The organism is Pseudonocardia sp. ICBG1034, assembly GCF_020131375.1.
Lineage (GTDB): Bacteria > Actinomycetota > Actinomycetes > Mycobacteriales > Pseudonocardiaceae > Pseudonocardia > Pseudonocardia alni.
Genome location: NZ_JAHLEK010000024.1, coordinates 133,052 through 154,155, shown reverse-complemented (window position 1 = coordinate 154,155; position 21,104 = coordinate 133,052). Strand labels below are relative to the sequence as shown.

The 21,104-nt window shown below is 70.6% G+C and carries 13 protein-coding genes and 1 pseudogene; 1 reads left to right on the top strand and 13 read right to left on the bottom strand.

The window, feature by feature from the left end:
* Nucleotides 1–3 precede the first annotated feature (3 nt).
* Nucleotides 4–462 (bottom strand): translation initiation factor IF-2, encoded by a 459-nt coding sequence (locus KPF22_RS30355; protein ID WP_224404117.1) that lies wholly within the window; start codon nt 460–462, stop codon nt 4–6.
* A 625-nt stretch (nt 463–1,087) separates the two neighbouring features.
* Here KPF22_RS30355 and mobF point away from each other — a divergent pair.
* Nucleotides 1,088–5,770 (top strand): MobF family relaxase, encoded by a 4,683-nt coding sequence (gene mobF, locus KPF22_RS30350; RefSeq protein WP_224404116.1) that lies wholly within the window; start codon nt 1,088–1,090, stop codon nt 5,768–5,770.
* Between the two features lie 141 nt (nt 5,771–5,911).
* Here mobF and KPF22_RS30345 read toward each other — a convergent pair whose 3' ends face one another.
* The 12 genes and pseudogenes from KPF22_RS30345 to KPF22_RS30285 form a co-directional block, all read right to left on the bottom strand.
* Entirely contained in the window at nt 5,912–6,661 is a 750-nt protein-coding gene (locus KPF22_RS30345) for a hypothetical protein (protein WP_224404115.1), read from the bottom strand.
* Nucleotides 6,662–7,354: 693 nt separating this feature from the next.
* Nucleotides 7,355–7,603, bottom strand: coding sequence for a hypothetical protein (locus tag KPF22_RS30340; protein WP_224404167.1), 249 nt, complete (start codon nt 7,601–7,603; stop codon nt 7,355–7,357).
* Nucleotides 7,604–7,848: 245 nt separating this feature from the next.
* A pseudogene (locus KPF22_RS33780) lies at nt 7,849–7,941 on the bottom strand (IS3 family transposase); the annotation flags it as partial.
* A gap of 816 nt (nt 7,942–8,757) precedes the next feature.
* A complete protein-coding gene (locus KPF22_RS30325; protein ID WP_224404114.1) occupies nt 8,758–9,672 on the bottom strand; it encodes a ParB/RepB/Spo0J family partition protein in 915 nt (304 codons plus the stop codon).
* 15 nt (nt 9,673–9,687) lie between these two features.
* Nucleotides 9,688–10,404 carry a ParA family protein gene (locus KPF22_RS30320; protein ID WP_224404113.1) on the bottom strand — a complete coding sequence of 239 codons (717 nt, stop codon included), beginning with the start codon at nt 10,402–10,404 and terminating at the stop codon, nt 9,688–9,690.
* A gap of 216 nt (nt 10,405–10,620) precedes the next feature.
* On the bottom strand, nt 10,621–12,474 hold the full coding sequence (locus KPF22_RS30315; RefSeq protein WP_224404112.1) for a type IV secretory system conjugative DNA transfer family protein: 1,854 nt from the start codon (nt 12,472–12,474) through the stop codon (nt 10,621–10,623).
* A gap of 59 nt (nt 12,475–12,533) precedes the next feature.
* The gene (locus KPF22_RS30310) at nt 12,534–13,943 is read right to left on the bottom strand and encodes an alkaline phosphatase PhoX (RefSeq protein WP_224404111.1); all 1,410 of its coding nucleotides are present in this window, start codon (nt 13,941–13,943) and stop codon (nt 12,534–12,536) included.
* A gap of 109 nt (nt 13,944–14,052) precedes the next feature.
* A complete protein-coding gene (locus tag KPF22_RS30305) occupies nt 14,053–15,219 on the bottom strand; it encodes a C40 family peptidase (RefSeq protein WP_224404110.1) in 1,167 nt (388 codons plus the stop codon).
* A gap of 7 nt (nt 15,220–15,226) precedes the next feature.
* Nucleotides 15,227–17,020: an ATP-binding protein gene (locus tag KPF22_RS30300; RefSeq protein ID WP_224404109.1), complete on the bottom strand. Its 1,794-nt coding sequence runs from the start codon at nt 17,018–17,020 to the stop codon at nt 15,227–15,229.
* Nucleotides 17,017–18,549, bottom strand: a complete 1,533-nt coding sequence (locus KPF22_RS30295; protein ID WP_224404108.1) for an SCO6880 family protein — start codon at nt 18,547–18,549, stop codon at nt 17,017–17,019. Before KPF22_RS30295 ends, KPF22_RS30300 begins: the two co-directional genes overlap by 4 nt.
* A complete protein-coding gene (locus KPF22_RS30290) occupies nt 18,546–20,267 on the bottom strand; it encodes a hypothetical protein (protein WP_224404107.1) in 1,722 nt (573 codons plus the stop codon). Before KPF22_RS30290 ends, KPF22_RS30295 begins: the two co-directional genes overlap by 4 nt.
* On the bottom strand, nt 20,264–21,049 hold the full coding sequence (locus KPF22_RS30285; RefSeq protein ID WP_224404106.1) for a hypothetical protein: 786 nt from the start codon (nt 21,047–21,049) through the stop codon (nt 20,264–20,266). Before KPF22_RS30285 ends, KPF22_RS30290 begins: the two co-directional genes overlap by 4 nt.
* Nucleotides 21,050–21,104 lie beyond the last annotated feature (55 nt).

The window sequence follows — 21,104 nt, the reverse complement described above, 5'->3', positions numbered from 1 at the left end:
CGGTCAGGCAGTGGCCGCGTGGTCGCTTGTGGTGTCCGGTGGCGTCGGTGAGGCGGCCACCGGCGGCGAATCGGTGGCCGCGCTCGCGCGGCGGGCCTGACGTAGATGTCCACGCACGCGCTTGACCGACAGCTCGAACATCGCGGCCAGGTCCTCGGCCTTCCGGCCATCGCGGTGCAGCTCGGCGAGGACCTCGCGCTGGCGCGTCTCGACCTCCTCGAGCCGCTTCTGTGCCTCACCCTCCGCGTCGCGCCGGCGCTGCTCCAGCTCGGCGATCACCGCGTCCCGGTCGGCAACGATCTGCTCGGCATCACGGTCGGCTCGCGCGTAGCGCGCGAACGCCTCGTCCTCCCGCCGTCGACGCTCGGCCTGATCGGCATCGAGACGATCGCGTGCCGCCGCGATGGCATCGGCCCGATCCCGGACCGCCCGCTCCGCCTGTGCTGTCTTCCTGGTCGCCATCGTTCGCTCCCCCGCCTCTTGTCGATCCCGAACGCCGCACGCAGCTGGTCACCTACCGGTGACCCCTGCCGACGTCAGGTGGGCACCAACTCGTGTCCTCCCGGGCCCCGCTGTGGAGCCGGCCGCAGCGGCGGCGAGGCGCCGCGCTCGGTCGCCTGGCAGCGATGCCCGGCCCCCTCCATCAGCACTCGGCCCCGGCCCTGTACGTCTCTCTCAGCGTTCCGACTCGGCCTCACCTGTCCTGTCTCAGTTGACCCGAGCCACGTCCGAAGCGGTGAGCTGCGGTGGCTCAGAACGACTGAGACGGAGCCGGTGCTCGGGTCTCACCGGACCTGAGCCAACTCGTCGTGCCATCCGGTCCCTGCTGTCCTCTGCTACCAGCAGCTGGCTCAACTTCCTGAGACGCACCAGCCTGTTAGCTCAGATCTGCTGACACTGGCTCAACTTCGCTGACACCGGACATCACCCTGGCCTGATTCGGTTCGTTCCGAACCACCACTTTTCGATCATGTTGCTGTGTCCTGATCTTACATCTCCGCTTGTCCACTATCAACGCCTCAACGCCTCACACCTATGCATCAAATGATCTTGCTGGATGGATTGCCGGTCGCGTAGCGTTCTCGCCGTGGGCGTCGTGCGGGTCACTGCGATGGCGCCCGGGTCTGTCGAGTACCTGCTCCACGGGTGCGATTCGCGGCCCGAACAGGGCCACGAACACGGTTCAGAACAGGGTATTGAGAACGGCGGCGATGGCCTGCAGCGCACCCCCGGTGCCGCCGAGTACCTGACCTCTGCGGCCGAGCATGGCGAGCCCGACGGCGTCTGGTTCGGCGCTGGGATCGAGGGGCTCGGGCTGCCGTTCGCGGCCGGCGCCACGGCTAGCGCAGATGACGTTCGGGCGGTGTTCGGGCAGCTGCGTTATCCAGAGCACGTGCTCGCGGGGTCGACCGAGAAGACGCCGGTCTACCTCGGTTCGAAGCCGCGGAAGTTCCGCACAGCAGCCCAGATCGTGGCCGACGCACTCAAGGAAGAACCGACCGCGTCGGCGGAGCGCCGATTCGAGATCGAGACGGCGGCGACCCGCAACACCCGGACTCCGACGGCCTACTACGACGTGACGTTCTCGCCGGTGAAGTCGGTGTCGATGTACTACACGGCGTTGCTCGCCGCGGGCGACAACGACGGCGCGGAGACGGTCCGCTGGGCGCACGACGAGGCGGTGCGGATCGCGTTGTCGTCGGTGCAGTCCGACGTGGCGTATGTCCGCTCGGGCCGCCACGAGGGCCGGGGCCCGTCGGGGCGGACAGTGGGTCAGTGGGAGGCGGCCACGGGCCTGGCCGCCGTGGTCTATGGCCACCACACCAACCGTGACGGTGAGCCCCAGCTGCACTCGCACGCCGGGGTGCTCAACCGTGCCGCGACCGCCGATGGGCGGGTGCTCGCGCTGGATGGGCAGGCGTTCCGGCCGGTGAAGGAGGCGCTGTCGGCGGCCTACACGCGGGCATACCAGCAGCTGCTGACCGAGCGGATGGGGGTGCTGTTCCAGCTGCGGCCTGACGGGTTGGCGCGGGAGATCGCCGGGTTCGACCCGGAACTGCTGGCGCAGGCGAGCACCCGCACCTTGGAGCGTGTCCGCCCGGCGGTCGCGGAGCTGGTGGAGGCCTACACAGCCCGGCACGGGCGGGCCCCGGGGCCGCGGGCGCGCCGCGCGCTGGTCGAACAGGCGGTCAAGGGCACCCGCGAGCCGAAGCGCGGTCTGGCCGGGCCGGCCGCGGTACTGGCGTGGACGACCGGACAGCCGGGGCGGGTGGACAGGCTCGCGGCCGCACTGGACGCGGTCGACGAGGTGGTGATGACCGCGGCGGCCAACGGCACCCATCCGGTGTCCGGACGTGGTGACCAGGCACAGGCCATTGACGGACGCGAGGCTGCGCTGGAGGTCCTGGCGGTCATCGGCGCCGGCCGAGCGGTGTCCGGCCACAACATGCCTGTCGGTGAGGGCCCGGCCCCGCTCGCGGGGGCAGTGGCCATCGCTATCGAGGCCGGAGTGGCCGATGTCCAGAGCCGGTATGCGACGTGGACGGTCGGGAACCTGACCGCGGCCATCGACGACCACCTCGGTGACCACGCGGCCGCGCTCGGGGTGGCGGCGGCCGCCCGTCCGGCGTTCATGGCTACCGTCACCGAGGCGGTGCTGGCCGCGCCCGGTCAGTTCGGGATCGTGCAGGTCTCCGCGTCCGACCCGGTGCCGGTCCCGGACGAGCTGCGCCGCCTCGGCGCCAGTGGTGACGGCCGATCGATGTTCCGCGCCCACATCGATGAGCGCTACGCGACCACCGCGGCGGTCACCGCCGAAGAGCGGCTGCTGGGCCACAGCCGGACCGACAGTGTCACACCGCTTCCGGCCGCGCGGCTCGTCGAACTCGCTGAGGTACTCGGCGCCCAGAGGCTGTCTGCCGATCAGGCTGCCGTGGTGGCAGGGGTGCTGGGGTCCGGTCGGACAGTGGACGTGCTGGTCGGGCCGGCGGGCACCGGGAAGTCGCACACCGTTGGCGCACTGTCAGCGGTGTGGGCGGGTGAGCAAGGTGGCCGGGTGCTGGGGTTGGCGACCGCGGAGATGGCCGCGCGCAACCTGGGCGAGCTCGGCCTGGAGGGGATGAACACCGCGCAGTGGCGGCAGCGGTTCCTGCCTGACCGGGCTACCGGCGAGGTTCGTGATCGGCTCCGGGCCGGGGACCTGGTGGTCGTCGATGAGGCCGGCATGAGTACTACCGCCGAGCTGGTCGAGATCAGTGACGTCGCTGCGGCGGCCGGGGCCAAGGTGCTGCTGGTCGGCGATCACCACCAGCTCCAGCCGGTCGGCGCGGGCGGCATGTTCGCTCACCTCGCCGCTCAGGCCGGCGTCCTCGAGCTGGACACGGTGCACCGGTTCCGCCACGCCTGGGAGGCCGAGGCGTCGCTGCAGCTGCGCGTGGGTGACGTCGACGCCGTAGCCGCCTACGCCGACCGGGGTCGGCTGCGCACGGGCACGCTGGAGGAGATGAGCGAGCACGCCGTGCGCGGGCACATGGCCGACATGCTCGACGGCAAGGACGCCCTGCTCATCGTCGGAACCAACCGGACTGCGGCGGAGATGTCGCAGCAGGTTCGCCGGACCCTGGTCGGGCTTGGGCGGGTCTCGCCCGACGCTCTTGCCACCGTGACTGTTGGCGGCGTGGAGAACGATATCGGGGTCGGGGACCTGATCCAGGCGACCCGCAACGACCGGCGACTGCGCGTGGATCCTGCACCGGATGGGACCGTTGGAGAGGTCCTGAACAAGGAGCGCTACACCGTCATCGGCCTCAGCCCCGACGGCGCGATCCTGGCCCGAGACCAGCGCGGCGCGGTCGCACATATGACCCCCGAGTACGTCAAGAAGCACGTCATCCTCGGCTACGCCGTCACCGCCTACGCGGCCCAGGGCGTGACCGTCGATGTCGGGCGGGGCCTGCTCGACCGTGACGCGACCCGCGAGTCGGTGTATGTGCCGATCAGCCGCGGGAGGGAGAACAACCTGCTCTACATGGTCACCGAGCAGGCCCCGGACGGTCACGATCAGCGGCGCATCGAGGACACACCCGCCCAGCGGCTCACCGACATCCTCGCGCGCACAGAGGTCGCGGAAGCGGCGCTGACCGTGCGCGAGGTCGCCAAGCACGACACTGCCTCGTTCGAGACTCTGGGTGCTCTGATCAACCAGGTCAGCATGCGGGCCTCCGGCGGCCGCAACGCCGAGATCCTCAGGGAACTGCTCACCGACGAGCAGATGGAACGCCTGCAGGGCGAGGAGGCCTACGGACGCATGCTGGCCGCCGTCTACGGCGCCGAACTCGACGGACACGACCCGCGCGCACTGCTCACCGAGGCCGTGACGCGTCGCGGGTTCGACGACGCCGAGTCCATCGCGAAGGTTCTGCACTGGCGCGTCGGAGAGCTCACCACCGCCCACGCACCGGAGAACGGAACTGCCGAGCCGGAACACGACTGGACCGCGGTCGCCGACACCCTGGCTCCCGGCCCCGTCCGCGACTACCTCCACCAGCTCGGGGAACTGGCCACCGACCGGCAGCGCGAACTCGGCAACGAGATCGCTCTCGACCCGCCGCAGTGGGCGCTCGACCGGCTCCCAGACGTCCCCGACCAGGACGACACCGACGCCCGCCGCGCATGGGAGTACCGCGCCGGAGTGGTCGCGGCGTACCGAGAGTACCGAGGCATTCCCGCGCATCAGTCCTCGCTCGGGCAGGCGCCCCCGACCCAGCAGCCCTTCGCCTACGCGCTGTGGCGCGAAGCCACCGAAGCTCTCGACCCGGACCCAACCGCGCTGGCCTGGCAGCACAAGACCGACAGCGAGCTCTACCAGGCCCGCGAAGCCTGGGCGCTCGCGCTGTACCACGCCGATGAGTACGGGCCCCGCGCCGTCGGTGGAGACCTGGCCGCGACCCAGCGGCTGGCCACCGAGATCAGCGACGACGCCGTGCTCACCGCAGCCGAAGCAGACGTGACCGCCGACGGACCTGGCCGAGACGAGCTGGTCGCGGCCGCCGACCGCTATCGGGCCCTCGCACAGGCCTACACCGCCCAAGCGGCGGACATGGCCGAGGAGTACGAGGCTCGGCAGCAGTGGTGGGATGAGGTTGCCCCGCTGCGCGAGGCCGACCAGGCCGCGGCCGGGGAACTGGAACGGCGCCAGCTCCCCGCCTGGCGCGACACTCCGACACCGGCGGCCGGGGAACAACTCACGCTGCCCACCAAGGTCCCGGCGCCCGCCGGGGCCGCGGAGTCCGAGAGCAGCCCAGCCGCCACGCGTAGGAACGCCGAGCATGAGGGACCGGGCACGCGCTCGGGGACGGCGCCGGCCACCGGGCACCGCGAGGACTCGCCTGCGGTCGAACCGGACGTGCAGGAGCCGCCGCGCGGGAGCGAGACACCCGAGGCCGCCCAGGAGGTACCCTCCTCGGACAACGGTGCTGGCCACAGCGCCGAGCGCGATCCGGGCGCGGTACGCGACGCAGTCGATGATCTACGTCGCGTGACCCGCGGGTCGCAGCTCCGAGAGCTGCACCAGCAGGCCCGTGTCCAGAACGACCAGCCCCACCGGGACCGCGACCTCGATAGTGGCTATGCCGAACGGGCCCACCGCGACCAGCTCGCCATCGAGAACGAACGCCACCAGCACCAGAGTGGCCAGGACGAGCAGAGCCACGAACAGGGCCATGAGCACGGCGCGGACTACGACCCCTACGACACTGACTACGACCACTAACCCCACCGCTACGCCAGCGGTCGACGAAAGCCAGGGGCCTGCCGTCTCCCGCACAGCGACGCGGAGGCGTCCCATGCGTGTCTCAGACACCCGTGGGGATCGCAGGACCAGTGGCAGCGATTGCCACGCGGACGTCTTCGGTCAGCGCGACGGCGGCGAAACTGCATCACCGAGCAACTCGGCGTACCGCTCCATCAGCGACGGCGGCGACGGTTGAGGCTCGTTCGCACGCCGCTCCAGCTCCGTGCGGAGGAACACCTCCTGCTGGGCAGCAAGACGCAACGAGCGCTCGTCGGCAATTACCCGCACGCCCTGGACCTCCCAGGGGCCGGGACACACACCACGGACAGCCGAAGGATCAACATGCTCGTGCCATGGCGGATCCACGATCTCTTCGATCGTGGCCGTCGGGCCTGGATCGCCCCACGTAACACCAAACTCGCGCTCCGCGAGCTCTCGCACGTCGGCGTTGTGGAAACTGTGTGCGAGGCCGAAGACCCCCTGCTCGATCTGGGATGCGTAGACGGGGAGCCGCTCCCCCGTGGCCAGCACACATGCTGTCGACCCGACGTAGACGTGACAGTGCCATCGCGCTGCGTCGATCCCCGGGACCGCAGCCTCCACCACCGCGGCCAGCTCTAGACGTGCCGGCAGGCCGACGTCGGGGTTCGCTGGATCTGCTGCGTAGCCACACGCCTCCTGCACCCGACGCAGAAGCCGCTCCTGCACCAGCTGGGTGTAGGCCGTCCCCCACCCCGCGACGTCCTGGTCCAAGCCTGCTGTAGCCATGCCGTCGAGCAGCGCCGACAGCGAGAGGGGCATGCGGAACTGCACTTCATGCGAGTCAGCCGGCGGGGCCGCATGCGGATCACAGACATCGAAGAGCGGCACCGGGGCGACATGCGTGTCGCCAAAACGACCACCAATCATTTCGGCCTCCGATCATTGCCGTTGGTTCCGGTGTCGCTGCAAGTGCAGGTGGGGCCCTCCCTCAGCCTAAGGCAACCTTCGGTCAGAGTTCTGAACCAGCCAGTTGGATGGACTTCTCGCCCAGGAAGGCTCGCTTGTCACTAAAAGTGATATACTATCGCAAATACTCTGGTTTCAGATGGTAAGTCGATCGGTTGCGCCACGATCCAGCGAGACTTGCAACTGAGCGGGGTGTGCAGCTGTACCCCAGCGGGCGGGGTAAGTGCAGCATGGGGACCTACGGTCGGCGCGCTAAGAGCACGGCAGGGAGTCGTTGTAACTGTGGGAGGGCTGGCAGTACAGAGTCATCTGGGACAGATGTCCTTCACCTGACCGATGCCGGACCTCCGTGAGGTCTGCACCGCTGTCGAAGCGGGGAGGGTCGGGCTGCAGCATCTCGCGCGGATAGTGCGAGCGCGTTGTCGGGCCACACCGGGCTCGAGCAGCAGCGTGGGATGTGCGGCGACTCCATGGCCTACTTCAGCGCTGCACGCTTGCACGCCATCGAAGACGTCGCTGCTCACGGACTCTCGGCTCCGGGGCGAAGACGCGACCGTGCGGGATGGTGTAAACGCCGTTTACACGCCTCGGGCTGCGGAGCTGACACTGACTCGATCAGCAGTCGGCGCTGATGTGGGGGCGGTCGTCCTTTCGACATGGCTTGATCAGTTCGGTCTTGAACAGCTTGATCGTGGACTCGGCCATGGCGTTGTCGTAGACGTCGCCGACCGACCCGACCGAGGGCGCCGCTCCAGCCGTGGCGCGGCGTTCGGTGTAGGCGATGGACCGGCATTGCGACCCGGCATCGGAGTGGGCGACCAGCCCGGACAGGTCGTCGTGGCCGCGCCGTGCGCGGATCGACACCGCTTGCTCGGTGGGTCGAGCACGAGCTCGGTGCGCATCGAGGTGGCTGCGCGCCAGCCCAGGATCCGTCGCGAGTACGCGTCGATGACGAACGCGACATAGACCATTCCGGACCAGGGTGGGGACGTAGGTGAAGTCAGCGACCGGCAACCGGTCGGGCGCTGGCCGGTCGAACGGGTGCCCGACCAGTCCGCCGCCCGGGTGCCCGGGCACCCGGTGATCGTGGTCCGGATCCGGCGGTCGCGGCGCACTCCGACTGGCCCGGCTTCGCGCATCAGCCGCTCGACCGTGCAGCGAGCGATTTTGGCTCCCCCGCGGTTGAGCTGAGCCCACACCTTGCGCTCCCCATAGCCGCCCTAGTTCTCGGCGTGCACCCGCCGGATCTGGGCGGTCAGCTCCCCGGTCGCGCTGCTGTTGGCAAGTCGGCGCGGGCGGCGAAGTAAGTCGGTGGGACGATCGCCGCGCCCACCTCAGCGAGCTGGGCACAGGTCGACCCCACCGCCGGCCCGCGGTGGTGTGGGGCGGCGTGCTGGTCGATGAACCTCACCAGCGCCCTTGTGGCCGGTCGATCGCGGCCGCGGAGAAGGCCGACGCCGTCTTCAGGATCTCGTTGGCCCGTCTGAGTTCGGTGTTCTCCCGCCGCAGGTGCTTGAGCTCCTCGGACTCCTCGGTCGTGGTTTCCCGCCGGTCAACGGTGTCGACCTCGGCTTGGACCTATTTGCGGACCGTTCCCACCGAGCCGACCTCCAACTTCTCCGCGACCGCGTGCATCGCCCGCCACGGCGAGTCGTAGTCACCCGCGATCTCGGCGAGCATTCGCACCGCCCGCCCGCTCCCGCAACTTCGGTGGGTAGTGCCCCTGGGAACGACGACGTGTCCTGGCTCCATCTCCTCGGACGATCAAGTCTCCGGCCATGCCGGGGCGGTTCACTGGTGGGGCTTGACCGGGCCGTGGTCGCTCTATCGCGGACGTGCACAACGTTGGTGCGAGCTGTCGGCACCAACCGATCGCGTGTGTGCCGGCACCCGCGGCGGTGGATCATCAGAGGATCGAATGGGCAGCGAAAGGCCTGGGTGTAAACGTCGTTTACACCCAGGCCCTGTGCAGGTGCCGCTGCACTCCGGAGCCAGAGGATCTGGCTCGTCCTACGCCGTCACTCCGCAGGACTGGTGTCAGGCGCGGTGGTGGACTCGAGCAGGAGACGGACGAGTTCGGCCCGTTCGGTCTCGGTGAACACTTCCCGGATCGAAGCAGCGGCGCGAGCCGGGCTCGACACCGCGATGCTGCGGCGCGTGCGCTTCGGCGACTCGGAGTTCCCCGGGGCCCCTCCCGCCGGACGCCGCCGATACGGGGGGCCGGCTGCGGCGATGGCTTCCTGCTCCGATATCGGCAGAGTGCCGAACTGGCGGGCCTGCTCGAGCTTGAGCGTCCCGGTCTCAAGTGCATCCCGCAGCGGAGGAATCAGATCGAGCAGAGCCATCCGTTGGCTGACATACATCGGAGTGCGTCCGATCCGTGTCGACAAAGCCCGCCGGCTGATGTTGGCCTCTTCAAGGAGGCGCTTCATCGCCTCTGCCTCATGGAGTGGACCAAGGGCCTTGCGGTGGCTGTTCTCCACCAGCATGACCTCGTACATCGAGGCGACCCGGTCGTCGTTGACCAGGGCCGGGATCTGTTGCAGCCCAGCCACCCCAGCGGCGCGAAGCCGGCGATTGCCGATCAGCGCTACCCAACGGGCGCTGCCCACAGCGGCCTGCTGCTCGGGGTACCGATCGACGAAGGCAGCAGCCGAGCAGACGACGATGGGCTGCAAGACCCCGTGATTGCCAATCGTCGCGACGAGCTCGTAGAACTCGGCATCCTCTTCGTCCGCGGCAGCGCGTTGGTTGAGCGGGTTGGACACGATGTCCCCGACCGGGAGCATCGACGTGGCCGGACCGGGATCCGCTTCCACGACAGGTTGGGGGGCGGTCGGCGGCGGTGGCGCCGGGGCGGCTGATGCTTCGACTGGCGTGCGGGCCGAGTAGTCCTCGGGCACCTCTTCCCGTGCGAGCTCCGCCAGGTTCACGCGCTTACCCACGGCTCAGCCCTCACCAGGGGTGTAAACGTCGTTTACACCGCTCGCGTGTCGCGGCCCTTCACCACCAGTGCCGAGGACCTCCAGGGCGAGTTTGAAGAAGTCCTGACGCGCTTCGAGGGCCACGCGGTTCTTGGCGTACTGGACCACGGTGACGCCCTCGGCTGAGGCACGTGTGTGGAGTTTGTAGTGCCGGATGACCGTGTTGAACACGGGCCACTTCTTCGCGGCCACATACTCGCGGGTCTGGTCGAGGTCGCCCGTCCCGTCGCGGGGATCCCAGTTGTTGAGCAGCACGCGCCACGGGACTCCCGCGGGCTCAATGACCCGCTGAATGGAGCGCGTCGCCGGCGAGAACGACATTGGTTCGGGCTCCAGCGGAACGATGACATCATCGGCCTGTGTCAGGACGGTCTGCAGAATCGACTCGTCTTCCAGGCTCCCCGGGGTGTCGACGAAGATGTGTGAGTACTGCTTGATCTCCCGCAACTTGCCGAGCAACTGCGGATTGTCGTGGCACTGCTCGAAGTCGAACGGCAGGTCGTCCCCGACCCGCTGGGCCCACTCCAGCATCGAGGCCTGTGGGTCAGTGGAAACACCCAGAACCGGCGACGACTCTGCGGTCCCGCCCAGGGTGTCCGCGACGACCGCGGCCAAGTTGACCGTGACGGTCGTCTTCCCGACGCCGCCCTTCTGATTTGCAACCACATGTACGCGAGCCATGGAGTAATCCCTCCGTCTGCTTCCCACCTGGCAGGTGGTACTTCGGATCCCCTCCATCGTGGCAGACCCTGCCCGCGCCCTTGTGCAGGTGGGCCGCCCTCCGCGCGCCGCTGTAAAGTGTCGAACATACATTCGACGAACATATGTACGATTGATCTTGTCAGGGTGATCGAGCCGCACTCCACCCTGTCAGCCCCCGATACCAGTCGAGCGCGCCTATGCGGGGTGAATCGACTGGTAGCCGCGAGCATCGATCGGGATGCTGGACCTGTCCCGCAGGATGGCTGTGTCGGTGGCGATATCCGAATAGTCGGATCGATCCGTGACGTCGACGGCGTCGGCGACGAACACCGGCATGCCGCGGTGGATCACCAGCACGCGACCCGGTGGAAGCTTGCGAATGTCGCCGGGACGAAGGACCGGGGTGGTCTCGCTACTGAGCGAGTGGCGCGTACTACTGAACAGACCATCGGTGTGACTCTGGCGCCGATACGTCTCGTGTGTGCCGCAGAGGTCGGACAGCGCGTGCAGCGTGCGATCGTCCTTGATTCCGCCCCACACACTCAGACTGACGGTGTTGTCCAGAACCTCCCGAGAGCCCACCGGGCCGAACAAACGTTCCAGCTGAGCAAGTGACTGCGCCGACCAGTGGATGATCACGCCTCGACCTGCGGCGTCGGAGATCACCTCAGCGAGGCGGGGGACAGGTGTGCCGTTGGCGAGCTCGTCAAACACCACCGTCACGGGCGGGTCGACACGACGGGCAGGGAAGTCCATAGCCATCTCCTGAGCCGTCCGCAGCCAGTGCTCCGCCAGAGCTGTCAAGACCGGAACTGCCTCGGCCGCCTGCTGCTGGTCAGCGATCAGGAAGAGCGACCCGCCCTGTGCGATGAAACGACGAACGTCCAGACCGTGCCCGTGGGCAGGGCTGATCAGCTCCCGGACCCGGGGATCGGTCCAAGCCCCGACGACGCGGCGCACCGACATCCACACCGCCGACGCGGTCCGGGGGTCGAGCGCCATCTCCGCAGCCAGGTTGGCGGCGAGTTCCCCGCGGCCTGCGTTGCGGAGAATCGTGACCGGTGCCGGATCCGCGGGGAGCCTCCGCCTCGGTGCCGCCGTAGGAGGCCGGACCCCTGGCCTACCCGCCGCTGCCGGCGCGGCTGAGTCAGCCTCAGGAGGCTCGGTGGCCCAAGCACGGATGGTGTCCACCGACGAACCGGAAACCGCAGCAGCAACGAGGTAGGCGGTGAGCACTACGACGGCGCGCTCCCGGAACACCCGATCGTTGCCAGCACCACCACCGCCGCCGGCCTCCACTCGCAGCGCTGAGGCTTCGACCAGGGTGTAAGCGCGTCGATTGGCTTCCTGTTGGTCTTCGCACCCACCGATGAGGGCCCAACGCAGTGGAGCGGGCCACCGCAGCCGGCCCGTGCTGTCGTGAACGATGACAGGACCGGCCACGGGGCGACGAGAGCGGGCCAGCGCGGCGAACTCCACCAAGTCCAGCTTGGTGGTCGAGCACAGCAGTGCCCCGGGAGCGTCGAGGACCTTGTGCACCAGGTCTTTCCGAGACTTCCCCGACTGGGTCGGGGCCAGAGTGCCCGTGAGGTTGACGAAAGATCCGTATAGCTGCTTGTTGCGGTACCGGTAGAAAGGGAAGCCCAGCTCGGTCGGCGGGACGCTCCGTACTTCGCCTGGGCTCAACGACGGCCGGGTCCGTTCCGCGCTCCGTCGGAGCGCCGTGGCGGACAGCTCCGCGTTGATCTCGTCGACGCTTGCGTGGCCGCCCGGTGCCGGGGCGAAGCGTCGACCACCCCACCGGACGGCGAAGGCGGTCACGGCGACCAGCACCACGGCCGCCACCGCGGCGCAAACAAGGAACAGCGTCCAATGCCGGATAAGACGCCCAGCAGTGCCATCGGCAGACAACGGAGCACCGAGAGAGCCCCGGACGATGTCTGCGACATCGGAGAACCCAACCCACATCGGGAACGCCGCGCCGAGAAGGAGCCCGGTGACCACGGCCGCCAGCTCGACAATGACGGCGACAGCCAGCGCGAACCCCACAGCCGTCACGGGGAGGGCAACGTCCTGAACCCAGGGACGAGGAGCTCCGGACCGGGTCCTCACGACGCGTCCCGTTCAGAACGGCGGGCCGCGCCCTGATCGCGGCTCGTGGAACCCCATTCGGTGCCGGCTTTGGAGCCCTGCGATTGAGCGCCCCGCGGCGTGCCCTTCTCCGCCGAGGCACTCTGCCCGGCTTCGGCGCCCGTCTGCCAGGGGCCGGTGATGGCGAACAGGGTGCCGGGCTGCTGGATCCCGGCGAACAGCACCGTCCCGTCGGGGGAGAAGGTGGGGCCGGTGAACTCCGAGCCCATCTGGCTGCGGGCGATGGGGTAGGCGGTCCCGTCGTCGGTGACGCCGGCGAGGTGGTTGTCGCCGTCGCCGTCGGTGGACACGATCAGCCCGCCGAACGGGGCGGCGACGATGTTGTCGGGTGCCTCGACGGTCTCGCCGTCGGCCTCCACGGCGAACACCGTGGTCAGGGTCAAGCTGGAGGCCTTGGGGTCGTAGTGCCAGATCTGGCCGCGGTGGGAGTCGGAGAAGCTGGAGACCAGGTAGGCGCCGGGGGCGCCGTCGTGGTCGGCCCACCAGGCGCCCTCTAGCTTCTTCGCCCGGGTGATCCCGTCGAGCGAGCGAACCGGACCCCGCGCTGCGTCGCGATCGGTGACCGGCACCCACGTGACGGTGTAGGAGGTGCCGACGGTGTCGGCCTGGTCGAGGTCGGCGACGACCTTGCCGGACCGGTCGGCAGCCGCCATCGCGGCGAGCTCCCCGGCGTCCGCGTCGAGGGCCTTGAGCGCGCCGCTGCGGCCGCGGAACCCGGTGGGTGGGGTCCAGCGGTAGACGGTGCCGTAGGGGTTGGAGGTGTCCTCGGTCAGGTAGATGGTGAGGGTGTCGGGGTCGACGCAGCAGGCCTCGTGGACGAACCGGCCGAGGGCTTTGATCGGCTGCGGGTCTCGGTTGGCCTGCAGGTCGACCGGGTCGACCTCGAAGACGTAGCCATGACCGTCCTTGTCGGTCTCCTCGCAGGTCAGCCAGGTACCCCAGGGGGTGACGCCACCGGCGCAGTTGGTGGAGGTCCCGGCGAGTGCGACGGTCTCCCAGATGAGCTTTCCGTCGGGGGTGGTCTTGACGACGGTGCAGCCGCCGCCGGCGTCCTCGCGCCAGGTGTAGCCGCGCAGGTGCGGGACGGCGCCGCCGTCGTCGGGGCCGCCGCGGACCTCGTGGTTGAGCACCACGAGCACGTTTCCGTCCGGAGCGGGGAATGCGGCGGCACCGTCGTGGATCCCGGGGGAGGCGTGCTCGGAGTAGAGGCGGGTCTTCCCGGCTTGGGTGACCACTCGGTAGGAGAACCCCTCGGGCAGGGCGAGCATGCCCTCTGGGTCGTCGACGAGCGGCCCGTACCCGGCTGCAGCACCCGGCTGTGCCGCGGTCGTGGCGCGGCTCAGCAGACCGTGGACGGGGCCGGACACGGCGACACCGAGCCCGACCTGCCCTGAGCTACGTAGGAACTTCCGTCGGTTGATCAGCACGGGTCCTCCCGGGGAGCGGCTGCTGGTGATGTCAGGTGAGAGACAGCGGTCATGAGCCCGCGGCCTCGGCGAGGGCTGTGTCAGCGCGGGCAGCGGGGACGGGCGCCGCGGCCGGTGCACCGGCGGGGCCGGCGATGTGGCGGACGTGGGTGATCTTGTCGGCCCAGTCCGAGAGCGGCTGCAGGATGACCCCCGTGCTGGAGTCGTAGGCGTTGACGACCAGGCCGTTGCCGACGTACATGCCGACGTGGCGGGGGTTGGTAGGGGAGCCGAGCGAGCCGGGGATGAACACCAGGTCCCCGGGGGCGATGGTCGCGGGGCCGGCGGGGGTGCCGGCGTTCTTCTGGTTGACCGTCCCGGCGGGGATCGGGACGCCGGCGGCGGCCCAGGCGGCGAGCATCAGCCCGGAGCAGTCGAAGCCGTTGGGTCCCTTCGCACCCCAGATGTAGGGCTTGCCGAGCTGGGCCAGGGCGTAGGTGACCGCGGTGCGCTGTGCGGGGTCGGTGGGCGGGACGAACCCGGGCGGGAGCTTGGTCGGGTCGATGTTCGACGGGGCCAGCGGGACCCCGGCGCCGCCCTGGTCGGGGCAGGCGAACGCGGTCGAGGCCAGCTGCACGTCCGGTGCGGCACCGGGTGCGGCGGGGGCGGGGTTGTCCGGGCCGACCCAGAACCGGTCGGCCAGGGCTGCGGCCGGTGCTTCCTGGGGGGCGTAGCGGTCGGGGAACGCCGAGCGCTGCACCGCCTGCGCGGCGGTGCCCGGCGGCATGGTCGCCCAGCCGGGCAGGGCGATGAGGCGGTCCAGGAAGATCCGGGTCGCGTAGTCGGGGTTGAGGACCTGCTCCGGTGAGCCCCAGCCCTGCGAGGGCCGCTGCTGGTAGAGGCCCAGGGAGTCGCGGTCGCCGTGGCCGACGTTGACCAGTCTCGATTCGACGATCACGGTGGAGATCGCGATCACCGCGGCCCGCTTGGGCAGGCCCCGCTGAGCCACGATGTTGACGATCGTGGCGGCGTTGTCGGTCTGCTCGGCGTTCCAGTCGGTGCCGCCGATCGTCTGCGACCCGCCGCCGAGGCCGCCATCGCCGCCGCAGCCCCCGCCGGGGAGCGCGCCCCCGGCGACGATGGTCAGCATGGCCACGCCCATCGTCAGCACGGCGCCGGCGAAGACGAGGATGACCGCGCCGACCGCCAGGGCGATGGTGCTCTTCTTCTGGTTCACCGTCAGGTCACCGTCGCGGCGGTGCGCCGCCGGAGCCACGGCCGTTGTGGCCGGTGCCGTTGGTCGAGATCCTGGCGGCCGCGGCCAGGTGCTCGACGGTGGCGGGCGCGGCGGCGTTGGGGCTGGGGTCGGGGGTGGAGGCGCTCACCGGCACCAGCCGTGGGCGGCCTGGGCGCCCGGTCGGCGGTGCGGGTTCCTGGAGCGCGGGTTCCTGGAGCGTGGGGTGCTGCGGTTTCGCGTGGGGCTGGTCGTCTCGGGAGCGCAGCCCGGCGTTGGTGTCGAAGATGGCCCGCTCGGTGGGGGAGAGGACCGTCTGGATCTTCATGCCGGGGCGGTTCTCCAGCTTCCACAGCGCACGGCCCTGGCCTTCCATCGCCCAGCCGGTGAGCACGGCCTGTTCACGCTCGGACAGTCCGAGCTCGTCGGCGAGCTCGTCGCCGACCCGGGTGGACTGGCCGAGCAGGATCCGGGTCGAGCACAGCGCGAGCAGGTCCTTGGCGATGGAGACCTCCTGGGAGCCGGCGGCGCCGACGGAGAGCAGGTCGGAGGGCTTGTGCATCACCAGGAGCTGGATCTTGCGTTCGGCCCGGGACAGGCGCAGGTCGGAGTCGACGGCCTGGACCGCGCGCAGCCCGAGCCGCATCTGCCGCCAGACCTCGTCGCGCACGACGATGCGCACGTCGCCGTCGTCCTGCAGGTCGGTGATCATCGAGGACCAGGAGCCGAGGCAGGTCAGAGCGACCGCGATTGCCTGATCACCCCTGCTGCGCAGCAGCGAGAGGTCCATCGACTGGACAGGGGCGTCCCAGTCGAGGTTGAAGTTCGTCGGCTCGTCGAACAACCCCGACAGAGGGCCGACGACGAGGTTGGACAGGGCGTCGGTGATCTGGCGGGTGTGGTCGAGGAACTGGCGGTGGGAGGCGAAGCGGGTGGCCTGCCACAGGTCGTCGTCGGGGTGGGCGAGCTGGTCGACGACGTCGGGGATGGTGATCGGGCGCAGCTCGTCCGCGCCGTGCTCGGCGCCGACGAGCCGGTTGAGCACGGTGGACAGGACGTGCTCGTCGGTGACGGTCGGGTCGTAGCCCTGGGCCTCGGCCAGCGCGGTCAGCAGCCTTGTCCAGCGCGCCAGGATGCCGGTGAGTTCCTCGCGCTGCCGCTCGGTGCTCCAGGTGCCCCACCTCGATCGGATGGGGCCGAGGTCCAGGGCGTTGAGGCGGTGGTGGCTACCGCGGCCGAGCGCGATCGGGGTGATCCCGAGCGAGCGCAGCAGCGGGGTGTACTCGCCCTTCACATCACCGGAGATCAGGGAGCGGACGCCGAAGAGCATCATCCGCAGCATCAAAGCGACGACGGTGGAGGACTTGCCGCGGCCCGGTTCACCGAACACCACCAGGTTCGGGTTGGTGACCATCTGGCGCAGCACCCACTCGGTGGGGTGGACGTAGAAAGCGCCCCCGGACTGGGTGTCGTAGCCCAGCCGGGCGCCGATGGCCGGGACGCCGTTGGAGGCCAGCAGCGGGAACAGTCCGCCGACCTCGGCGGTGGTGGCCCGGTAGACCGGGGCCCGGCGGGCCGCGTCGACCGCCGCCCATCCGCGGCCCGGCTCACGGTGGCCCTGGCGGGGGGCGGTGGCCTGGTTGACCCGACTCCGGCCGCCTCGCCGGCCGTTGGTGCGCTCCTCGTCCGGACCGATGGGGTCGGCGGGTGCGGAGACGGGGATGCCGTCGAGGTCGGTGAACTGGCTCAGCAGCTCGCTGGTGGTGCGCGGCTGTACGTGGCGGCGCTTACCGAAGATGCTCATGAGTCGAACGCCCTGGTCAGACGGGGCAGACCGATCCCGACCGGGAGGGCCGCGGCGACGAACGCGGAGTCCTGGGCCAGCTCCAGGCGCAGCAGCCGGAACCGGCCCGAGGAGTCGTTCTCCAGACGGGCGGCGTGGTCCTCGAGGTTCCACTCGGCGGGCACCGTGAGCGAGGAGGCCACGGTGAAGCGGACCAGGGCGTGCCCGGCGGCGACGGCGGCCTCCTGCTCACGCGCGCCGGTCTGGCGGCGGGTGTCGACGGCGGTGGTGTTGAACCCGCGCTGGGCCTTGGCATCGACCAGGACGTTGTTGCGGAACCGCTGGGAGCGCACCTCCCGGGCGGCGGCGGCCTGGGACAGGATCTCGTAGTGGATCTGCAGGGTGCGGCGCTCTCCTGCGGTGCGGACCGCGAGCAGCGGGCCGAGCGACCCGAAGATCGTCCCGGATTCCGGGGGCTGCACCGCGTAGGAGACCGACGAGAACCCGTCGTGGTGATAGGCCCGGGCAGCCGGAGCGGGAGCGAGGGCGGGGCCGGCTTGGGAGATCGGTAGCCCCACCGAGCCGTCCGGGTCGGGCCGCATGAGGTGCTGGTACTGCAGGGAGGCGGCGGTAGCGGGGTTGAAGCCGGTCTTGATGGCCTCGGCGACCCCGGTGGAGGTCAGCCAGGTCACCGACTGCACCCCGAGCCCGCGCAGACCGTCGGCGACGGCTTCCAGGACGCGGTAGAGCGCGTACGCGCGGCCCGCGACACCGCCGCCGGCGGCCTTGGCCGGGCGGCGCAGCGCGTCCTCGGTGCCCGACACGGTCACGAACAGCTCGGTCCGCACACTGACCGAGGCGACGTCGCGGTCGATCTCGGTGGTCACCTGCCGGGCCAGCGTGGGGGCGTCGGCGCGCTGGTGGCGCTCGCGCCAGACCGCGTACTCGGTGCCGTCGTCGGGAACGGTGCGCACGAGCAGCGAGATGCGGTCGACGACCTCGCGGTGCCCGAGTCCGACGAGCATCGAGCCGAGGCGGCGGGCGAGCTCGGCGCACTCGTCGTCGGACAGCATCCCGACACCGGAGTGGGTCAGGCGAGCGGTGGCGCCCCAGCGTCCCTGGTCGGTGTCGTGGATCAGGCAGATCCGCGAGCCGTGGAACTCCGGGCCGTCGGGGAACTCCAGGCGCGACAGCACGCCGGGCAGGTCGGGCTCGCTGCGGTCACCGGCCAGCCCGGCCGCGGCGCGTGATTGCCAGGGTGACCAGCGCATCAGCACTCCTGTCTGGAACATGATCAGGTCGGCCAGCCAGCGGAACGCGGGGCGGCCGTGGACGGGGACGACGATCAGCACGACCAGCACGGCGGCGAACACGCCCCAGCTGAACGCGGTGGACCACTGGTTGCGCGACATCGCGATCAGGGCCGGGGTGCACGCGGCGGCGACCAGGAATGCTTGGACCGGGGTCATCCCGGCGATCCAGCCCATCCCTTCTTTGAGGTTCAGCCCGCGGTACACGCGCGGGCCGACAGGCCCGGTGGCGGTGCTCATCGGTCGCGGTCCTCTCGATCGGGGGCAGCACGGTCAGGGGCGGGGCGGGGTGGCGCGGGAGCCCATGCGGTCGTGCTGGTGTCAGTCGGTTCCGGCGTCGTGGAGGGCCCGTCCGCGCCGGTGTTCACCGGAGGGGCCTCATGAGGGCGGGGCGGGGTCGAGGGGCCCAAGTCGGGGCGCCCCGCTTCGGGTGCCCCGGTGTCGACGCTGAGCGGGGCGGGCTCAGGCTCCGAGCCACCTGCCGGGGCGCCACTGGGCTCGATCGGCCCGGTGTCGCCGCCCGCGGGCTGGCCGGACCAGCCCGAGGTGGCTGTCGCCCCGGCGTAGGCGCCGCCGGCCGCCGAGCTGACGTCTCCACCACCGGCGGCGGGCGCGGGGCCGGGGTGCCCGACGCCGGTCTGCGCCATCTGGGAGGAGGCGTAGCCCCCGGCGGCCTGCCCGGCGGCCTTGGTGGCCATATAGCCGCCGACGACCGCCGCGGCCGCGACACCACCGACCGCGCCCAGCCCGGCAGCAGCACCGCCCGCCGCCGCGCCGCCACCCGCGCCGCCACCGGCAGCGCTCGCACCGGCGCCGCCGGCGCGTCCGGCGGCCGCGGTGGACCCGGCGGTCGGCCCGGCGGTCGGGGAGGCCGCGGTGGAGCCGCCCAACTCGCCCCCGCCCCCGGCCGAGGGACCGCCCCCACCACCGCTGCCCGAGCGGGCCATGCGGGCAACGTTGATCGACTCACTCGTGCCGCCGTCCGCACCCGGAGCGGACGAGCCGCGGGACCCGCCGCCGGAGCGCAGCGCCATCCCCGCGCCGGTGCCGGGGTCGACGAAGGCCAGCAACCGGAAGAGCACCATCGGGCAGAACAGGCTGACCAGCAGCACCGCGGTCCCGGCCAGGAGCCCGGCGACGCCCTCGGCCCGAGCCATCACCGACACACCGATCAGCAGCACCAGCGCGAGCGCGGGCTTCATGAGGATCGCGGCGAGCAACCAGCGCACGCCGCGCCAGAACGACGGCGCGGTGGAGTCGGCGACGAGCATCGCCGCCAGCATCGGGATGGTGGCGACCAGCACCAGGATCGCGGCCTGCCGGAAGATCATCTGCAGGGCGAAGCCGATCCCGGCCGGGATGATCCCGAACAGTGCGGCGAGCCCGAGGATCATCGAGCGGGCACTGTCCTCGACCTCGCCCAGGTCGGGGTTCTCCCCGATCCGGGCGGCGACGGTGTCGTTGGCCAGCGCCTGGTCGAAGGAGGTGGCGCCGTCGAGGCGGGACAGGAAGAACTCGGTCAGCCCGTCGGAGGTCTGCAGCAGGGCCACGACGACGCCGGTGGTCAGCGCGATCGCCAGACCGAACTGCAGCGGCCCGGTGAACGCCCGGAACATGCCCCGCCCGCCGCGCAGCGCGACCGAGATCAGCTGGAAGAAGAACAGCCCCAGCGCGATCATCCCGGCCACGCCCATCAGCGACGACCACAGCGACGACGCCCCCTGGCTCTGGCCGGTGACGCTGTCCAGCTCGACCGTGGACACCTGGTCGGCCAGGGTGAACCCGGCCTTGAGCAGCCAGATCCCGGCGTTCCAGACGTTCTGCATGGCGGTGTCGAACGCGGACTGCGCCGCCGACCCGATGGGGTTGGAGATGTAGTCGCCCAGGCTCGGGCCGGACGGCCCACCCCCGCCATCGGGCGGTGGTGCCGGTTGGAGCGGCAGCAGGAGCGCGGTCATCGTGTGATGTCCCGCCAGCCGGCCGAGACCGCCTCCTCGCTGCCCGGCCAGGCCGAGGGCGCGGTGGCCGCGGTCGGGCCCGAGGCGATGCGCCACTGGTCACCGACCCGGCGCATCGGCAGGCAGATGCCCCACCCGAAGCTCACGACACGGCCGTCGTTGTCGGCGACGAGCTCGCCGAGCGCGCAGGCCACGGTGTAGCTGCGGTCGTCGGTGGTGCCCTTGACCATCACGCTGGTCGGCGCCCACGAGATGCGCATCCCGGACCGCAGCGGGCCGGTCGGGTGCATGTTGGAGCCGCGGCGCAGGTCGACGAGGTCCTGGCTGGTCCGGGTCTGCGCGGCCGGTAGCGCGCCGGGCTCGGCCAGCGAGTCGTAGGCACGCGCCCAGGTCTGGGGATCGGCATCGGCCATCCCGACCTTCATCAGCTCCACGAGCTGGGCCAGCGCGCCCGCCTCGGTGGCAGGGAACCCGGTCGGCACGAGAGCGCCGGTGACCTGCTCGGGCTGCGGAAGCGCGATCGGTGGTCCCGCGCTGCGGGTGCTCAGCGTTCGCGGTGACACGGCGCTGACCGGTAGCTGCAGCATCGGTGCCTGTGCCAGTGCCGCTTCGGCCTGCGGGCCGCTCCCAGCGGACGGACCGAGCCCCGGGGAGGACAGCATCGGGTCCGCAGACGGCTGGGTGCCGGTGGCCTCGGATCCGGCGAACATGCCGGTCAGAGACATGATCACCGCGATGATCAGTCCGAGCAGGAGTACACCGACCCCACCGAGGATGAGCATCGCGCGCCCTCGCTCGCCCGGACCCGGGCGCCCGGGCCGCGAGTACATCTGCCGG

Coding starts and splice junctions, on each gene's coding strand:
- KPF22_RS30290 (WP_224404107.1), bottom strand. CDS start 20,267: ATGACCGCGCTCCTGCTGCCGCTCCAACCGGCACCACCGCCCGATGGC.
- KPF22_RS30300 (WP_224404109.1), bottom strand. CDS start 17,020: ATGAGCATCTTCGGTAAGCGCCGCCACGTACAGCCGCGCACCACCAGC.
- KPF22_RS30355 (WP_224404117.1), bottom strand. CDS start 462: ATGGCGACCAGGAAGACAGCACAGGCGGAGCGGGCGGTCCGGGATCGG.
- KPF22_RS30320 (WP_224404113.1), bottom strand. CDS start 10,404: ATGGCTCGCGTACATGTGGTTGCAAATCAGAAGGGCGGCGTCGGGAAG.
- KPF22_RS30295 (WP_224404108.1), bottom strand. CDS start 18,549: ATGAGCACCGCCACCGGGCCTGTCGGCCCGCGCGTGTACCGCGGGCTG.
- KPF22_RS30285 (WP_224404106.1), bottom strand. CDS start 21,049: ATGCTCATCCTCGGTGGGGTCGGTGTACTCCTGCTCGGACTGATCATC.